The sequence below is a fragment of the uncultured Photobacterium sp. genome (assembly GCF_947502415.1).
In the GTDB taxonomy this organism is placed as follows: domain Bacteria; phylum Pseudomonadota; class Gammaproteobacteria; order Enterobacterales; family Vibrionaceae; genus Photobacterium.
On the sequence record NZ_CANMZV010000006.1, the window covers coordinates 179,361 to 193,728 of the forward strand.

At 53.0% G+C, this 14,368-nt stretch carries 16 protein-coding genes; 4 read left to right on the top strand and 12 right to left on the bottom strand.

Features of this window, described 5'->3' with window-relative positions; genetic code table 11:
* The first annotated feature begins 2 nt into the window (after window positions 1-2).
* A complete protein-coding gene (locus Q0852_RS08805) occupies window positions 3-2,354 on the top strand; it encodes a Tex family protein (RefSeq protein ID WP_299017197.1) in 2,352 nt (783 codons plus the stop codon).
* 69 nt (window positions 2,355-2,423) lie between these two features.
* On the opposite strand, the gene Q0852_RS08810 is transcribed toward Q0852_RS08805, so the two are convergent.
* The 3 genes from Q0852_RS08810 to bioH all read right to left on the bottom strand — a co-directional run bounded on the left by Q0852_RS08810 (window position 2,424) and on the right by bioH (window position 4,167).
* Entirely contained in the window at window positions 2,424-2,885 is a 462-nt protein-coding gene (locus tag Q0852_RS08810) for an ATP-dependent Lon protease (RefSeq protein WP_299017200.1), read from the bottom strand.
* A gap of 33 nt (window positions 2,886-2,918) precedes the next feature.
* Entirely contained in the window at window positions 2,919-3,290 is a 372-nt protein-coding gene (locus Q0852_RS08815; protein WP_299017203.1) for a hypothetical protein, read from the bottom strand.
* Between the two features lie 106 nt (window positions 3,291-3,396).
* Complete coding sequence (gene bioH, locus Q0852_RS08820; RefSeq protein WP_299017206.1) at window positions 3,397-4,167, bottom strand: pimeloyl-ACP methyl ester esterase BioH; 771 nt, start codon at window positions 4,165-4,167, stop codon at window positions 3,397-3,399.
* A 58-nt stretch (window positions 4,168-4,225) separates the two neighbouring features.
* Here bioH and Q0852_RS08825 point away from each other — a divergent pair, with 58 nt between their 5' ends.
* Together Q0852_RS08825 and nfuA are read left to right on the top strand one after the other, a co-directional pair.
* Window positions 4,226-4,921: a ComF family protein gene (locus Q0852_RS08825; protein ID WP_299017208.1), complete on the top strand. Its 696-nt coding sequence runs from the start codon at window positions 4,226-4,228 to the stop codon at window positions 4,919-4,921.
* Between the two features lie 124 nt (window positions 4,922-5,045).
* Window positions 5,046-5,624: a Fe-S biogenesis protein NfuA gene (nfuA, locus tag Q0852_RS08830; protein ID WP_299017400.1), complete on the top strand. Its 579-nt coding sequence runs from the start codon at window positions 5,046-5,048 to the stop codon at window positions 5,622-5,624.
* 145 nt (window positions 5,625-5,769) lie between these two features.
* On the opposite strand, the gene Q0852_RS08835 is transcribed toward nfuA, so the two are convergent.
* From Q0852_RS08835 to Q0852_RS08860, 6 genes are all read right to left on the bottom strand, one after another.
* Window positions 5,770-6,162, bottom strand: coding sequence for a hypothetical protein (locus tag Q0852_RS08835; RefSeq protein WP_299017210.1), 393 nt, complete (start codon window positions 6,160-6,162; stop codon window positions 5,770-5,772).
* 104 nt (window positions 6,163-6,266) lie between these two features.
* Window positions 6,267-7,616 (bottom strand): MATE family efflux transporter DinF, encoded by a 1,350-nt coding sequence (gene dinF, locus Q0852_RS08840; protein WP_299017213.1) that lies wholly within the window; start codon window positions 7,614-7,616, stop codon window positions 6,267-6,269.
* A gap of 139 nt (window positions 7,617-7,755) precedes the next feature.
* Window positions 7,756-8,679 carry a heme o synthase gene (gene cyoE, locus Q0852_RS08845; RefSeq protein ID WP_299017216.1) on the bottom strand — a complete coding sequence of 308 codons (924 nt, stop codon included), beginning with the start codon at window positions 8,677-8,679 and terminating at the stop codon, window positions 7,756-7,758.
* On the bottom strand, window positions 8,672-9,727 hold the full coding sequence (locus Q0852_RS08850; RefSeq protein WP_299017219.1) for a heme A synthase: 1,056 nt from the start codon (window positions 9,725-9,727) through the stop codon (window positions 8,672-8,674). Before Q0852_RS08850 ends, cyoE begins: the two co-directional genes overlap by 8 nt.
* Before the next feature lie 9 nt (window positions 9,728-9,736).
* Window positions 9,737-10,285, bottom strand: a complete 549-nt coding sequence (locus Q0852_RS08855; RefSeq protein ID WP_299017222.1) for a cytochrome oxidase — start codon at window positions 10,283-10,285, stop codon at window positions 9,737-9,739.
* Complete coding sequence (locus tag Q0852_RS08860) at window positions 10,282-10,959, bottom strand: SURF1 family protein (RefSeq protein ID WP_299017225.1); 678 nt, start codon at window positions 10,957-10,959, stop codon at window positions 10,282-10,284. Before Q0852_RS08860 ends, Q0852_RS08855 begins: the two co-directional genes overlap by 4 nt.
* A gap of 26 nt (window positions 10,960-10,985) precedes the next feature.
* Here Q0852_RS08860 and Q0852_RS08865 point away from each other — a divergent pair, with 26 nt between their 5' ends.
* Complete coding sequence (locus Q0852_RS08865) at window positions 10,986-11,192, top strand: DUF2909 domain-containing protein (RefSeq protein ID WP_299017228.1); 207 nt, start codon at window positions 10,986-10,988, stop codon at window positions 11,190-11,192.
* An 83-nt stretch (window positions 11,193-11,275) separates the two neighbouring features.
* Here the strand turns inward: Q0852_RS08865 and Q0852_RS08870 are convergent, their stop codons facing one another.
* Genes Q0852_RS08870 through ctaD form a run of 3 tightly spaced genes read right to left on the bottom strand, consistent with a single transcriptional unit; the run spans window position 11,276 to window position 14,359 of the window.
* A complete protein-coding gene (locus Q0852_RS08870) occupies window positions 11,276-12,178 on the bottom strand; it encodes a cytochrome c oxidase subunit 3 (protein WP_299017231.1) in 903 nt (300 codons plus the stop codon).
* Between the two features lie 9 nt (window positions 12,179-12,187).
* Window positions 12,188-12,751, bottom strand: coding sequence for a cytochrome c oxidase assembly protein (locus Q0852_RS08875; protein ID WP_299017234.1), 564 nt, complete (start codon window positions 12,749-12,751; stop codon window positions 12,188-12,190).
* Window positions 12,752-12,760: 9 nt separating this feature from the next.
* Window positions 12,761-14,359: a cytochrome c oxidase subunit I gene (gene ctaD, locus Q0852_RS08880; RefSeq protein ID WP_299017237.1), complete on the bottom strand. Its 1,599-nt coding sequence runs from the start codon at window positions 14,357-14,359 to the stop codon at window positions 12,761-12,763.
* Between the last annotated feature and the right edge of the window lie 9 nt (window positions 14,360-14,368).

Consider the following 14,368-nt stretch of genomic DNA (forward strand, 5'->3'; position numbering starts at 1 on the left):
GGATGAGCAACGCTATCAATCAGACGATTGCCAAAGAACTAGCGGTACGCGAAGAGCAAGTCAAGGCAGCTGTAACGCTACTTGATGACGGTAACACCGTTCCCTTTATTGCCCGCTACCGAAAGGAAGTGACCAGCGGACTGGACGATACCCAGCTTCGTAACCTTGAATCCCGCCTCGGTTACCTGCGCGAGCTGGATGACCGCCGCCAGGTCATCCTCAAGTCAATCACCGAACAAGGCAAACTGACACCGGAACTTCAGGCCGAAATCCACAGCGCTGACAGCAAAACCCGCCTGGAAGATTTATACCTGCCATATAAACCGAAGCGCCGCACCAAGGGGCAGATTGCGATCGAAGCAGGCCTGGAGCCGCTGGCAGAAACCCTGTGGAACCAGCCGGAGAGCGATCCGGAAGCTATCGCCGCCCAATATATTGATACCGACAAAGGCGTGACTGATAACAAGGCTGCCCTTGATGGCGCCCGTGCAATACTGATGGAACGCTTTGCCGAAGATGCAGCGCTTCTGGATAAGATCCGCCGCCACCTGCAAAGCAGCGCCGAGCTGACTTCTCGCCTAGTCGAAGGCAAAGAACAGGAAGGCGCCAAGTTCAAAGATTACTTTGAATATAACGAACCCCTGAAAAACATCCCTTCACACCGCGCTCTTGCCCTGTTCCGTGGCCGTAACGAAGGCTTCTTACAACTTTCTCTTAATGCCGATCCTCAGCAGGAAGAAGGGGTACGCGGCTCTTACTGCGAAGTGATGATTGCCGACCACTTCGGCGTAGCCCTTGGCACCCAGCCAGCCGACACCTGGCGCAAGCAGGTGATCAGCTGGGCATGGCGTATCAAAATCCTGATGCACATGGAAACTGAGCTGATGAGCGCGCTGCGTGAAAAAGCTGAAGACGGGGCAATGCAGGTATTTGCCGACAACCTGAAAGATCTGCTAATGGCAGCACCGGCCGGCCCGCGCGTCACTCTGGCCCTCGACCCAGGCCTGCGTACCGGCTGTAAAGTCGCAGTGGTTGACGAAACCGGAAAACTGCTAGATACCGCAACTATCTACCCGCACCAGCCACAGCGTCAGGTTGCTCAATCGGAGGCCACGGTACTGGCTCTGATCACTAAGCATAACGTCAACCTGATTGCGATCGGTAACGGCACCGCATCCCGTGAAACAGACAGCTTCGTCGCTACGCTGCTGAAAGACAACAATCTGAAGATCCAGAGCGTGATGGTGAGCGAAGCCGGAGCCTCGGTTTATTCTGCTTCCGAGCTGGCCGCCAATGAATTCCCCAACCTTGACGTATCACTGCGTGGTGCCGTCTCTATCGGCCGCCGACTGCAAGATCCACTGGCTGAACTGGTGAAGATTGACCCGAAATCGATCGGGGTTGGCCAATACCAGCACGATGTCAGCCAAAGCATGCTGGCCAAACGCCTGGATGCCGTTGTTGAAGACTGTGTTAACGCCGTTGGCGTCGATGTCAACACTGCCTCACCAGCCCTGCTGACCCGTGTTGCTGGGCTTAACAACACTATCGCGCAGAACATCGTCAACTTCCGAGACGAAAACGGCCGCTTCGAAGCACGTACCGCACTGAAGAAAGTCGCCCGCCTCGGCCCTAAGGCATTTGAGCAGTGTGCCGGCTTCCTGCGTATCATGGGCGGCAAGAACCCGCTAGACAGCTCGGCTGTTCACCCGGAGTCTTACGCTGTCGTCAAAAACATCGCTGCCGCCAACGACAAAGCCCTGGATGCAATTATCGGAAACCGCGACTTCCTGCGCGGCCTGAAAGCGGCTGATTACACCGACGAGAAATTCGGCCTGCCGACCGTCACCGATATCATCAGCGAGCTGGACAAACCGGGCCGCGACCCGCGTCCGGAGTTCAAAACCGCCACCTTTGCCGAAGGGGTCAATGAAGTTAAAGACCTGAACCCGGGTATGGTACTGGAAGGAGTGATCACCAACGTCACCAACTTCGGTGCCTTTGTCGATGTCGGCGTCCATCAGGACGGTCTGGTTCATATCTCTGCCTTATCCGATAAATTTGTCTCGGACCCACGCGAAGTGGTGAAGGCCGGTGATATCGTCAAGGTAAAGGTGATGGAAGTCGATCTGCAACGTAAACGGATCGGTATGTCGATGCGCCTAAGCGACGAGCCGGGGCAAGAAAAGTCCGCTCGTAAACCGCAAGGTCAGCGCCAACAGCCGAGAGAACAACGCCAGCCACGCAGTAATAGCAATCGCGGAAACCAAAACAACAACCGCGGAAACCAAAACAGCAGCGCAATGGGTGGTGCCTTTGCTACAGCCTTTGCCAACGCGAAAACCAAGAAATAGAAACAGAATATGTTTCTATAAATAGCAAAGAGCCAGCAATCATTGCTGGCTCTTTTAAATCTGCTTCACTTATGAAACAACCAAATATTCAGTCGGTGGGTTGGGCACCGTTGACTGCGCATACTTATGGGCAATCACACCTTTGGTACGCTCGGTATCACTGATTTTTTCCAGCTCGTCCAGCAAATCCCGGGGCAACTTGATGTGCATCGAATACCCCAGTTCACTGACATCTTTCATGTAACTATCAGCTGATAAAGCCTTCACCAACTGCTCCAGATCATCCTGGTAGCCGTACTGTTGCTCGGCCACGGGCAGTTCAGTGTAGTCCGGGTGTTCGCTGGGATCCCAGGACGGCTTCTTTAGCTGCTTTTCCTCGCTATTGAGCGGTTTTTCCCGGGCGGATTCGGTGGTCTGGGTCGGAGGGACGATTTTTTCACGCACGCGATTATCCCGCGCAACCTGTTCGGTTGGCGGGTTCACTGAAGGAGCTACTGTTGGCGCTCCAACCTGTATGGGTGAAACTAGCATGCTGATGCACTTCTCCGGCCATCAGCTGATGGGTCAGGCAATTGCGAGCAACACCGTAGCCACCGTACCCAGGGCTGACAAAACTTGCCCTGCAGTATAGAAATCATCGGTATTTTGCTGCACTTCATCAGGATGATCCATCCCCAATGCGCCATAGGCAAACGACTCGGCCTTCTTCGTTGCCAATGCCGTCTCCTCATCAGCCTCTATGTTATGTTTGCCCGCATCGGCAACCTGCATAAGTTTCGCCTCCTCGGAGATCGACACCGTACTGTCACCGGCCTTCGCGGTTTGGGACTTATCTGCCACCTGAATCCCTTCAGCAGCCTGAGCTGAAGCAGCAACCGACGCCTTGAGCGTGGCTGGCGAATAAGCATTTGTACTCGCTACACTTCCTACTGTCATTATGGCCTCTCTCTGTCACAGAGCAACTCCATTTAACAAGGTATCGGCAACACTCGCGAAAAGTTTAATAGAATGTTACCAACCCGCCACACATGACAAGTATTCATCAAGACCGCTCGATAAACGACCGCAGCGCCTCTACAAATTCCTCAGGGTGGGAAATGAACGGTGCATGCGATGCCGCGGCAAACACTTGCCGTTGCGACTGGGGAACCAACGCATCCAGTTCTGCGGCAATCTTCACCGGCACCAACCCATCCAGGCGCCCGTACAAACGTAACCAAGGCTGGGATAGCCCAGACAAATACTCGCGTAAATCCACCTCAGCCAACAGCTTCAACCCAACTTCCAGCGCCTTCGGCGCAGGTTGAGGGCGTGATAATACCGCCTGCTTAAGTTGCTTAATATCCTGCCGAGCACTCGGACTACCCATCGCCTGTAGCGCCATAAAGCGCTCTACTGTCAGCTGGAAATCCTCACCCAACTGGCGGCGAAAATCGTCCAGCACCCGAGGTTGAATACCTCGCCATGTGTTGTGAGCCGCAAAGCGCGGGGAGCTAGCAACCGTCACCAGTTTATTCACCCGCTCTGGTGCTAATAGCGCCGCCTGGGTTGCCACCAATCCCCCCAGGGACCAGCCCAACCAAACTGCAGACTCTGGTGATTTTTCAAGCAACAAATATGCCATTTGTTCAACAGTATCAGCGGACACATCGCGGCTATGCCCATAACCCGGCAGATCCACCAAATGAACTCGGTAGTGCGGCGTCAACAGCGGCAGTAGCTGCTGCCAGACAGCCCCATTCATTCCCCAGCCATGAATGAGAACCAGATCCAAACCTTGCCCTTCTGTTTGCCAGTGTAGCTTGACTGTCATTTACACTTCCTTCTTTAACCACGGAACAGGCTGGTAGCAGCCCGACAGGATGGCAAGGATGTTATCCCCTTCATCGCTAAGATCAATCTTTCAATGGACCAACCAGCAATGCCAACTATGTCACCTGCCATTGCAGCCTGGTGAAACGCTCTGGTGCCAATACTGCCTTAGCCAATTTCCCCAACCACCCTACTGCAGCCGATGCGGCAGTACAACCCTGACACCGACAGCCCAGTGTGGCCGCTGCCTGCCATCACCGCCTCCCTGGCAACAGTTCTATCGTCTAGGAGAATATGACTTTCCCCTACGCCAGCTGGTTCACCAGCTTAAATTTCGCCGCAAATTCTGGCTGGCCGCACCACTAGGACACCTGCTCGCCAAGCAAATATCCCACCCGGCTCCGGCTTTGCTTCCTGTGCCGCTGCATCCTCTCCGCCGGCTCTACCGCAGCTTTAATCAAAGTACACTGCTGGCACAAGCTATTGCCTCCGACACCGGTAGCTTGTGCCTGCCAAATGCCATCAGCCGTGCTCGCTATACCCCCATGCAGCGCCAGCTAAGCAAGCGTGAACGCCGGAGAAACCTACACCGGGCTTTTATACTTAAAGAAAAGCAGATACCTGAGCATGTGGCGATTGTCGATGACGTCGTGACAACAGGCAGTACAGTGGCCGAAATGACGAAATTACTCCTAAGGCACGGAGTAAAGCAGGTCGACATCTACTGTATTTGCTATACCCCGACAACAAATTAAGGCCACAGAATCACCTAGATATGTGATGAAATCATGGTTGCAACGAATAAGGGGTGATAGAAAGGGCGTCTCGGAGTAGAATAGAATTAATCTTACTAATTAAGTCAGGTATTACGTCGTGTCTATGATTACTATTTCTGAAAATGCTCAGCAGCACTTCGGCAAGCTTCTTGCTCAGCAGCCTGAAGGCACTAACATCCGCGTCTTCGTGGTTAACCCAGGAACTCAAAACGCAGAATGCGGCGTGTCCTACTGTCCGCCGGAAGCAGTTGAAGCAAGCGATACTGAAATCAAATTCGAGCTGTTTTCAGCCTACCTTGATGAGCTGAGCCTGCCATTTTTAGAAGATGCAGAAATCGATTTTGTTACAGACAAAATGGGTTCGCAGCTTACCCTTAAAGCACCGAACGCCAAAATCCGTAAAGTGTCTGACGATGCTCCTCTGATGGAGCGTGTTGACTATGTGATCCAAACCCAGGTCAACCCACAGCTGGCGGGCCACGGTGGCCATGTATCACTGTCGGAAATCACTGAAGACGGCATCGCTATCTTGCAGTTCGGCGGTGGCTGTAACGGCTGCTCCATGGTAGATGTAACCCTGAAAGAAGGGATCGAAAAAGAGTTACTGGCACAATTTGCCGGTGAACTGACAGGCGTTCGTGATATTACCGAACACGCCCGCGGTGAACACTCTTACTACTAACTCTATGCAGGCGTAGCCAGTGTCGAAGCGCTTCCCTACAGGCCATAACGACACTACTTGCTGCACCATATAAACAAAAAACCAGCCTTGCGGCTGGTTTTTTTATGATAGCACTTTAGATATAAAACTCTTCGATATAAATCCGTTACGATTCTACGATAGTTATGGTCACTGCCCGGCGGCCCCATTTTTTCGCCGCCTTGATATCTTTGCCCATATAGATATCAATCTTGCGGGTCCAGCGCTTGTTCATCTTGTCCAGCACCACATACTCCCCCGGCAGCCCCGAAATCTTCACCTTGGTACCGCGGGTTATCCCCATCTTCAACAAATCACGGGATACCGCAATCGCCTTCATGCCGGGCTTCAGGCGATCCCCCCAGGCTGCAATTGTTGGGTTATTATTAGTCTGCGCCCGTACCGAATTATAAGCAGTCGCCGTTACCTTCAATGACTTACCTTGTATACTGGCCTGTGCAAAAGCACCCCACCCCAGCGTCATTGCAGCCAGCAAAAAACCAATAATTGCTTGTTTCATATCAACTACTCATTCATAAGTTGTTCATATTTTAAACAAGGATATCAAGTGATAGGTAGCATTTTTTGTCGCAAAAACGACCAATTACAGTTGAAACAATCTAACTAATTGTTTGTACTGGCTGGTTCAAGGAAAATATTTTTCTGCCATTGATAAACAAAGATCACCGCCAGCCCAATACCTCGCATAGCCATAAAACCCAGCATCGCCCCCCACAGAGCATGATTGCCCCACGAGCTAAGCAGCCACCATATCGTGAAGAAACAACAAGTCGCCACGAACATGCTGTTGCGCATCTCGCTACCGCGCGTCGCGCCGATAAAAATACCGTCGAGCAAAAAACACCACATCGATACTATCGGTACTGCAGCCAGCCATGGCAGGTACTGAGCAGCCTCTTCCCTCACTTCAGGAATGTCCGAAATCAGGCCGATAACATCCCGCCCGAACAGAGTAAATGCCAAAGTCAGCACCAGCGAAATCATCAGGCTCCAAAACGTGGTTCCGACCAGCGAGCGGCCGAGAGCATCACGGTTACGGGCTCCTATCGCCTTACCCACCAATGCTTCCATTGCATAAGCAAAACCATCCATCGCATAGGACACCAGCATCAGAAAGCTCATCAATACCGCATTAGCAGCCACCACATTATCTCCCAAGGTGGCGCCCTGGAATGTCATAAAGGTAAACGCCAGCTGCAAACAAAGGCTGCGCAGGAAAATATCACGGTTAAGCTTCAGCAACCGGCCCATACCATGGCGGACCGAACTGATCTTCTCCCGCAACCGGGGCAATGCCTGCGACAGCCACACCCGAGAGACAAACCACAATCCCAGCCCCAACCCGCTATAATCTGCCAGCACCGAGGCACCTGCCGCACCCTGCACTTTCCAGCCAAAACCGAGCACAAACAACATATCCAAGACGATATTCACCACATTCGTGATGATCAGCAGCCACATCGGTAACCTGGCATTCTGAGTTCCCAGCAGCCAGCCCATAATCACCAAGTTTGCCAATGCCGCCGGTGCACCCCAGATCCGGATTGAGAAATACTGTTCGGCATAAGTCTTTACCTCAGCACTTGCACTGCTGAAGTGGAACACTGCATCAGCAACCGGCTGATGGAAGGCAATCAACAACAAGGCCAATAACCCTGCCATGGCAATGCCCTGTACAAACACCCCGGCCTGAGCCTCCTTATCACTGGCACCATAAGCCTGCGCGCTCAGCCCGGTTGTGGCCATGCGCAAAAAACCCAGCAGCCAGAAGGTTACATTCATCATGGTGCCGCCAACAGCCACACCACCAAGATACCACGCATGGTCGAGATGCCCGATCACCGCCGCATCGACCAGCCCCAACAAAGGCACCGTAATATTGGATAACACCATAGGAAGCGCCAGGGCGAAAACCTGGCGATGTAACGAAACATCCCTTAACGCTTTGAGCACAACAGACCTCAACCTCGACCGGTGCCATGCAATAAGCCGGGACCGATATCGCTATAAAAATACCGGCCCACAGTGTAACGGGTTGCCGACAGTGACAAAAGCCGGCAGGAAAGAGTTAATAAATAATTCTGTTAATGCCTCACACCAACCATGCAACCAGCCAATGATCGGCCAGCAGCACGACAAACAAGACCAACAGATGCCAAATTGAATACTTGAACGTAGCCCAGGCATGGCCTGTCTCGTCGGCAAACTTCAATTTAGCCGCATAAGCAATAAAACCGAGATTCAGCGCACTGCTCCCAAACAAATAGAGCTCGCCACTCATGCCAGTCAGCCACGGTAAAAAACCGACCAGCGCCAGCATCACGGTATAAAGCAATACCATGGTTTTGGTGAATTCAATCCCATGCGTTACCGGCAGCATCGGGATCCCGGCTTTGGCATAATCATCCCGGCGATGGATAGCCAGAGCCCAGAAGTGCGGCGGGGTCCAGGTGAATACCAACATCACCAATAACAAAGCATGGGGTTCGAACTGACCGGTTACTGCCGTCCAGCCCAGCAGTGGTGGCGCCGCCCCTGCCAGACCGCCAATGACAATATTTTGTGGAGTCGCATGCTTCAGCCACACCGTGTAAACCACGGCATAACCAATCAGGCTGGCAAAGGTCAACCAAGCTGTCAGCGCATTGAGCAACCAAAGCAGGCCGAACCCTGCCACCATCAGAGCAGAAGCGAAAATCACCGCCTTGTACGTCTCAATCCGCCCCTTGGCGAGCGGGCGATGATAAGTCCTTGCCATTTTGGCATCGAAACGGCGATCCAGCACGTGGTTAAAGGCCGCAGCCGCAGCCGACTGCAAACCAATCCCGGCCAGCCCGAACACCACTGCCTCAACCGGCGGAATACCGGGCACCGCCAAGCACATACCAACCAATGCAGTCAGCAGCAACATTGCCACCACTTTCGGCTTGGTCATAGTCAGATAGTCCTGCCAGGCTCGCTGACGTCGGGCAGTGGGTTTTACCCCGGCATTACCGGCAACCTGTAACTTAGCCATGATTTTTGCCCTCCCGTGCAATATTCCAATAACTGCGGTTCTCTGCCCGGCAGCAATAAAGGTGATAATTGGTTGCGACCAGAGCCAGCAACAACAAGGCCCCTACCAAGTTATGCCCAACAGCAACCAGCAGTGGCAGGCTGGCAACAATGTTGGTGATCCCAAGCCCAAGCTGAAGCAGCAAAAGTCCTCCAATTATCACTCCCAAACGACGCAAAGCCACGAACTTCCAAAGGTGCCAGATCAGCATGGCCAGCATCCCAGTTACCACCAAGGCCCCCAGCCTATGGGTGACATGAATCGACACCCGCTGTGAAAAATTCAGTACCCCGTATTGATAACTGTCATGCTCGGGCTGGATCGGACTGAAAGCCGACAAATCAAACTGCTGCTGCCAGTCCACTTCGCAAAATGGAAACTGGGTACAGACAACGGCGGCATAATTAGCCGCAGTCCAGCCACCGAGCGCAACCTGCCCGACAGTTATCATCAGCGCCAGCGCCGCCAACCATGCTATTCCGTTATAGTTATGGCCAGTGGACGGAAGATAATATGCGCTGCCGGAACCGGCTTCCCGGCGACGGATAGTCAAAGCCAGCAACAACAATAAGGCTGCCGTCGTGAAACCACCCAGCAAGTGCCCCATCACCACCACCGGCATCAGAGCCAGGGTCACGGTCCACATGCCAAGCACCGCCTGGAAAATCACAGTGCCAAGCAACAGGGCTGGCAACACCCTCGGGGTATCGCGGCGATACCAAGCGACAATATTTATGATGAGGATCAGCAGGCCCAGCGTACCTGCGAAATAACGGTGAACCATCTCATTCCACGCTTTTTCCACTTCCACCGGATGGCCAGGGAAGGCCGCTTCAGCCAGCAGTTGCTGCAGCCCGGCTTGCGGCACAGCAGCAAAACCGTAGCAGCCCGGCCAGTCAGGGCAGCCCAGTCCGGCCTCGGTAAGCCGGGTATACGCCCCAAGAGCAATCACGAAAAGAGAAAACAGAAAGGTCAGATAGACAAGAGATTTGAAGCTAAACAATCGCATAGGCTCTCCTTAGCCAATTTTCGACACCTTCAGCAACCGCTTGAGATCGCGCAGTACATCCTTGCCAAGGGCAAGCACCGCGGCCTGCCCCTTCACCAAGGGATAAGCCATCATGACGTTACCGAGCGGATCGGCAATATAGATAGCCTGAGCGCCGTACTCCAATGTACGGAGCTGGGTAATAACATGATCGGGAACCAGCATCGACTCCAAGCCCTCGACCTGTTCAGCATAAGACGAAGATAAAGACGCCCACTCAGCTTCTGCCACCAGCAAAACACTGCTGATCCGCTCCTGCCCGGCGCCCACTACCTGGGGGATCTGGCGCAGGTTAAACAGGGCGCCGACACACCGTTCATCACACTCCGGCGGCATCAGGTAGACCAGCTGCCACTTATCGCTCTGTCCCAGCCAATCCGATGTCAGAGGGGATGCCAGTAACTCCCCCCGATTGGTCACCCCCCCCTGATACCAGTTCAGATCCAGCACCAGCTTAGCCAACACCACTGGTAGCATGAACACCCCGAGCAACAGCAATAACGTCCAATGTTTCTTCATACCTTACTCCGTCTCAGCCACCAGACCGCCAACCCGATAATCGCTACCGCCATCAAAAACCACTGCGTGGCATAGGCATAATGCTTTTGCGGCCCCATCACAACCGGCGTCCAGTTCTGCTGAAGAGCAACCGGATGTTCCGGATCAATCTGTAAAATCCAAGGCATCAGAGGCAGCCCCATTATCTCGCTGAGCTGACTGAGATGCAGGTTCTGCACCCGCAGCGGCCAATCCGGTCCAAGTAGCTCTGACTTCAGCTCCATCAGGTGTGAAGGGGGCGCGATGATCCCGGCCAGCTTCAGCTCACCATGGTACTCAGGCAACACCGGGATTTGATCCCGATAGGCAGGCGCAGCTATCCAGCCCAGGTTCACCAGCACCCAGCTTCCATCGGCCAAAAACGGATAAAGAACATGATAGCCAGGGCGACCACGATAGATCTGGTTATCCAGCAATACTGTCTTACCGTGATCAAACTCACCATGCAGCGCCAAACTGTACCAACGTGGGTCAACAGGCAAACTGGCAACACTGTAGTACCTCTGCTCGCTGCGATACTTAAGGGCTGAGCTCAGGGTTTGCTTTTCCTGTGCCCGTGACATTTGCCATAACCCCAGCTTGACCAATGTCGCCAGTACCACCACAGTAAAAAGTATGAAACCGATCCTTCGCATACCACCTGTATTCCATTGGAGTGTCTATGTTGCTAAAAGCGATTCTCATCTGCCTGCTGGTATTTATTATCCTCAACCTTTTCCGTGCCCTGCCCGCAATGCTTAAAGGCCAAAGCAACCAGCCGATGTCACGTCCCCTCGGACGGCGAGTCATGTTCTCCGTCATCCTGTTTGCCCTGCTGCTGCTCGCTCTCAGTACCGGCTATATCATTCCAAACCCGCGGCCTTATTAAGCAATCACATAAAAAGCACCACAGTAAGAACTGTCCGACCCAAAACCATCTGATTAAAGATATTCCCCCGGTTATCTCGCATGTCAGAGGATATAAACAAAGACAAACAATCCGAGCCAGACCACATCAACGAAGTGCCAGTACCAGGCTCCGGCCTGGAAGGCAAAATGCTTCTCAGGGGAGAAGTGTCCCCGAAGTACCCGCAACCAGACGATAAATAGAATCAAAGTACCAAGGGTGACGTGCAGGCCATGAAATCCCGTCAGCATAAAGAAAGTATTGCCATAAATACCGGCGTCCAGAGTCAGCCCCATATCTTGATAAGCATGGACATACTCCACTCCCTGCAAGTAAACAAACAGGCTACCCAGCAAGACGGTCAGCAGTAAAAACAAGGTCAGACGCGGTCGGTTTCCCTGTTCCAGAGCGGTATGAGCGATATGGACAGTGACAGATGATGTCAGCAGAATCAGGGTGTTATAAAGCGGCAGTCCCACCGCTCCCATCGCCTGCGTCTCTCCGCCACCCGGCGTCATCACCAGTGGCCACTGGGCAACAAACTCCGGCCACAATATGGCATGAGTCATCTCATTGTTACCGGCTCCACCCAGCCAGGGGATCGCAATCATCCGGACATAAAACAAGGCACCGAAAAAAGCAGCAAAAAACATCACTTCAGAAAAAATAAACCAGCTCATTCCCTGCTTGAACGACCGATCCATCTGGCTGCTGTAAAGCCCGCCCATAGACTCTTGAATAACATCCCGGAACCAACCCACCAACATCAACAACAACAAACCAACACCGGATAACAGGATCCACGGCCCTTGCCCGTTGAATAGCTCCCCGACAGTCGCCCCTGCCCCGAGGGCAATCAAAAACAAGGCTATGGCGCCAACAATCGGCCAGATACTGGCTTCCGGCACATAGTAACGTTCATATGGCGTGTTTATGGATTGGTCATGTTCAGTGTATGGATTTGCCATCTTTCAACCTCACTGGGTTTGTGCCGTATCCGTCGGCTGGACGTTAAATAAGGTGTATGCCAATGTCAGGGTATGAATTTCATCGGGCAACTCGGGATCGACATAAAAGATCAACGGTAACTGTGCCGACTCCCCAGCCGCCAACGGTTGACGATTGAAGCAAAAGCATTCGATTTTGTTAAAGTAACGGGCACCAAGCCCCGGTGTCACAGAAGGAACCGCCTGGCCAACCGTCGTCGTCGAAGTCAGATTACGCGCGGCATAGTTAACAGTCTTGGTCTCGCCGGGATGTACCACCATTCGCCGGACCTCCGGCTCAAATGTCCACTTCATCCCCGGGCTGATATAAGCCACAAACTCCACCGTCACCTGGCGGTTACTATCAATCCGCTGGCTTGCTACGGTCGGCCCCGCCGCCGTCTTACCATTAATCCCGGTAATGTCACAGAAGACGTCATATAGCGGGACAAGCGCAAAGGCGAAACCGAACATCACCACCGCCATACCAACCAGGGACCACAGCGAACGCTGCTTGCTACGATTTACCTGCGACGATTCCGATTGCTTAGCCATTACTCCCCCCTAATCAACCTTCGGTGGAGTCGAAAACGTATGGTGCGGTGCTGGTGATGCCACCGTCCACTCCAGCCCCTCAGCCCCGTCCCATGGCTTGGCTGATGCTGGTTCACCACCACGAACACACTTAATCACCACCGCCAGGAAAATCAGCTGAGACAGGCCAAAAAGGAAGCCACCGACACTGACAACCGCGTTGATGTCGGCAAATTGCAGGGCATAATCCGGGATCCGGCGCGGCATGCCGGCCAGACCAAGAAAGTGCATAGGGAAAAACAGGATGTTGACCGAAACCACCGAGCACCAGAAATGCAGCTTCGCCAGCTTTTCATCAAACATATAACCAGTCCATTTCGGCAGCCAATAATAGGCCGCCGCCATGATTGAGAAAATCGCTCCCGAGACCAGCACATAATGGAAATGGGCCACCACAAAATAGGTGTCGTGGTACTGGAAATCAGCCGGAGTTATGGCCAGCATCAGGCCGGAAAATCCACCGATGGTAAACAACACTATGAAAGCAATAGCAAACATCATCGGCACTTCAAATGTCAGCGATCCCCGCCACATGGTTGCCACCCAGTTAAACACCTTCACCCCGGTCGGCACTGAGATCAGCATGGTGCAATACATAAAGAACAGCTCGGCGGCCACCGGCATCCCGGTAGTAAACATATGGTGAGCCCATACCAGAAAACTCAGGCCGGCAATTGAGGCCGTTGCATAAACCATAGAGCTGTAACCAAACAGCTTTTTACGGGAAAATGCAGGGACTATCGCCGAAACAATACCGAAACTAGGCAAAATCATGATGTAGACTTCAGGGTGGCCAAAGAACCAGAAGATATGCTGGAACATCACCGGATCGCCGCCCCCCGCTGCATCAAAAAAGCTGGTACCGAAATACTTGTCGGTCAGCACCATGGTCACCGCTCCCGCCAACACAGGCATGACAGCAATCAACAGAAACGCAGTGATCAGCCAGGTCCAGACAAACAGCGGCATCTTCATATAAGTCATCCCCGGTGCGCGCAGGTTGACGATGGTGACGATGACATTAATTGCCCCCATGATGGAGCTGATCCCCATGATATGTACGGCAAACACAAACAAACCGGTACTTTCCGGGCTAAACGTTGTCGACAATGGCGCATAGAAAGTCCAGCCAAAGTTCGGACCACCACCTTCCATAAAGAGCGAGGCCAGCAACAGGGAAAAAGCAAACGGCAGAATCCAGAAACTCCAGTTATTCATCCGCGGCAATGCCATATCCGGTGCACCAATCATCATCGGGATCATCCAGTTAGCCAAGCCGGTAAAAGCCGGCATCACGGCACCAAACACCATGATCAGACCATGAACCGTCGTCATCTGGTTAAAAAAGTTCGGATCCACCAATTGCAGGCCCGGCTGAAACAGCTCGGCCCGGATCACCAGAGCCATGGCACCACCGATCAGAAACATCGCAAAACTGAACATTAAATACAGTGAGCCGATATCCTTATGATTAGTCGTAAACAGCCAGCGCTTGAACCCTGTTTGATGGTGCTCGTGCTCGGTCGTGCTTTCCTCGACCTCGGTCTGCTCACGCAACATGTCCGTCATCGTCACTCT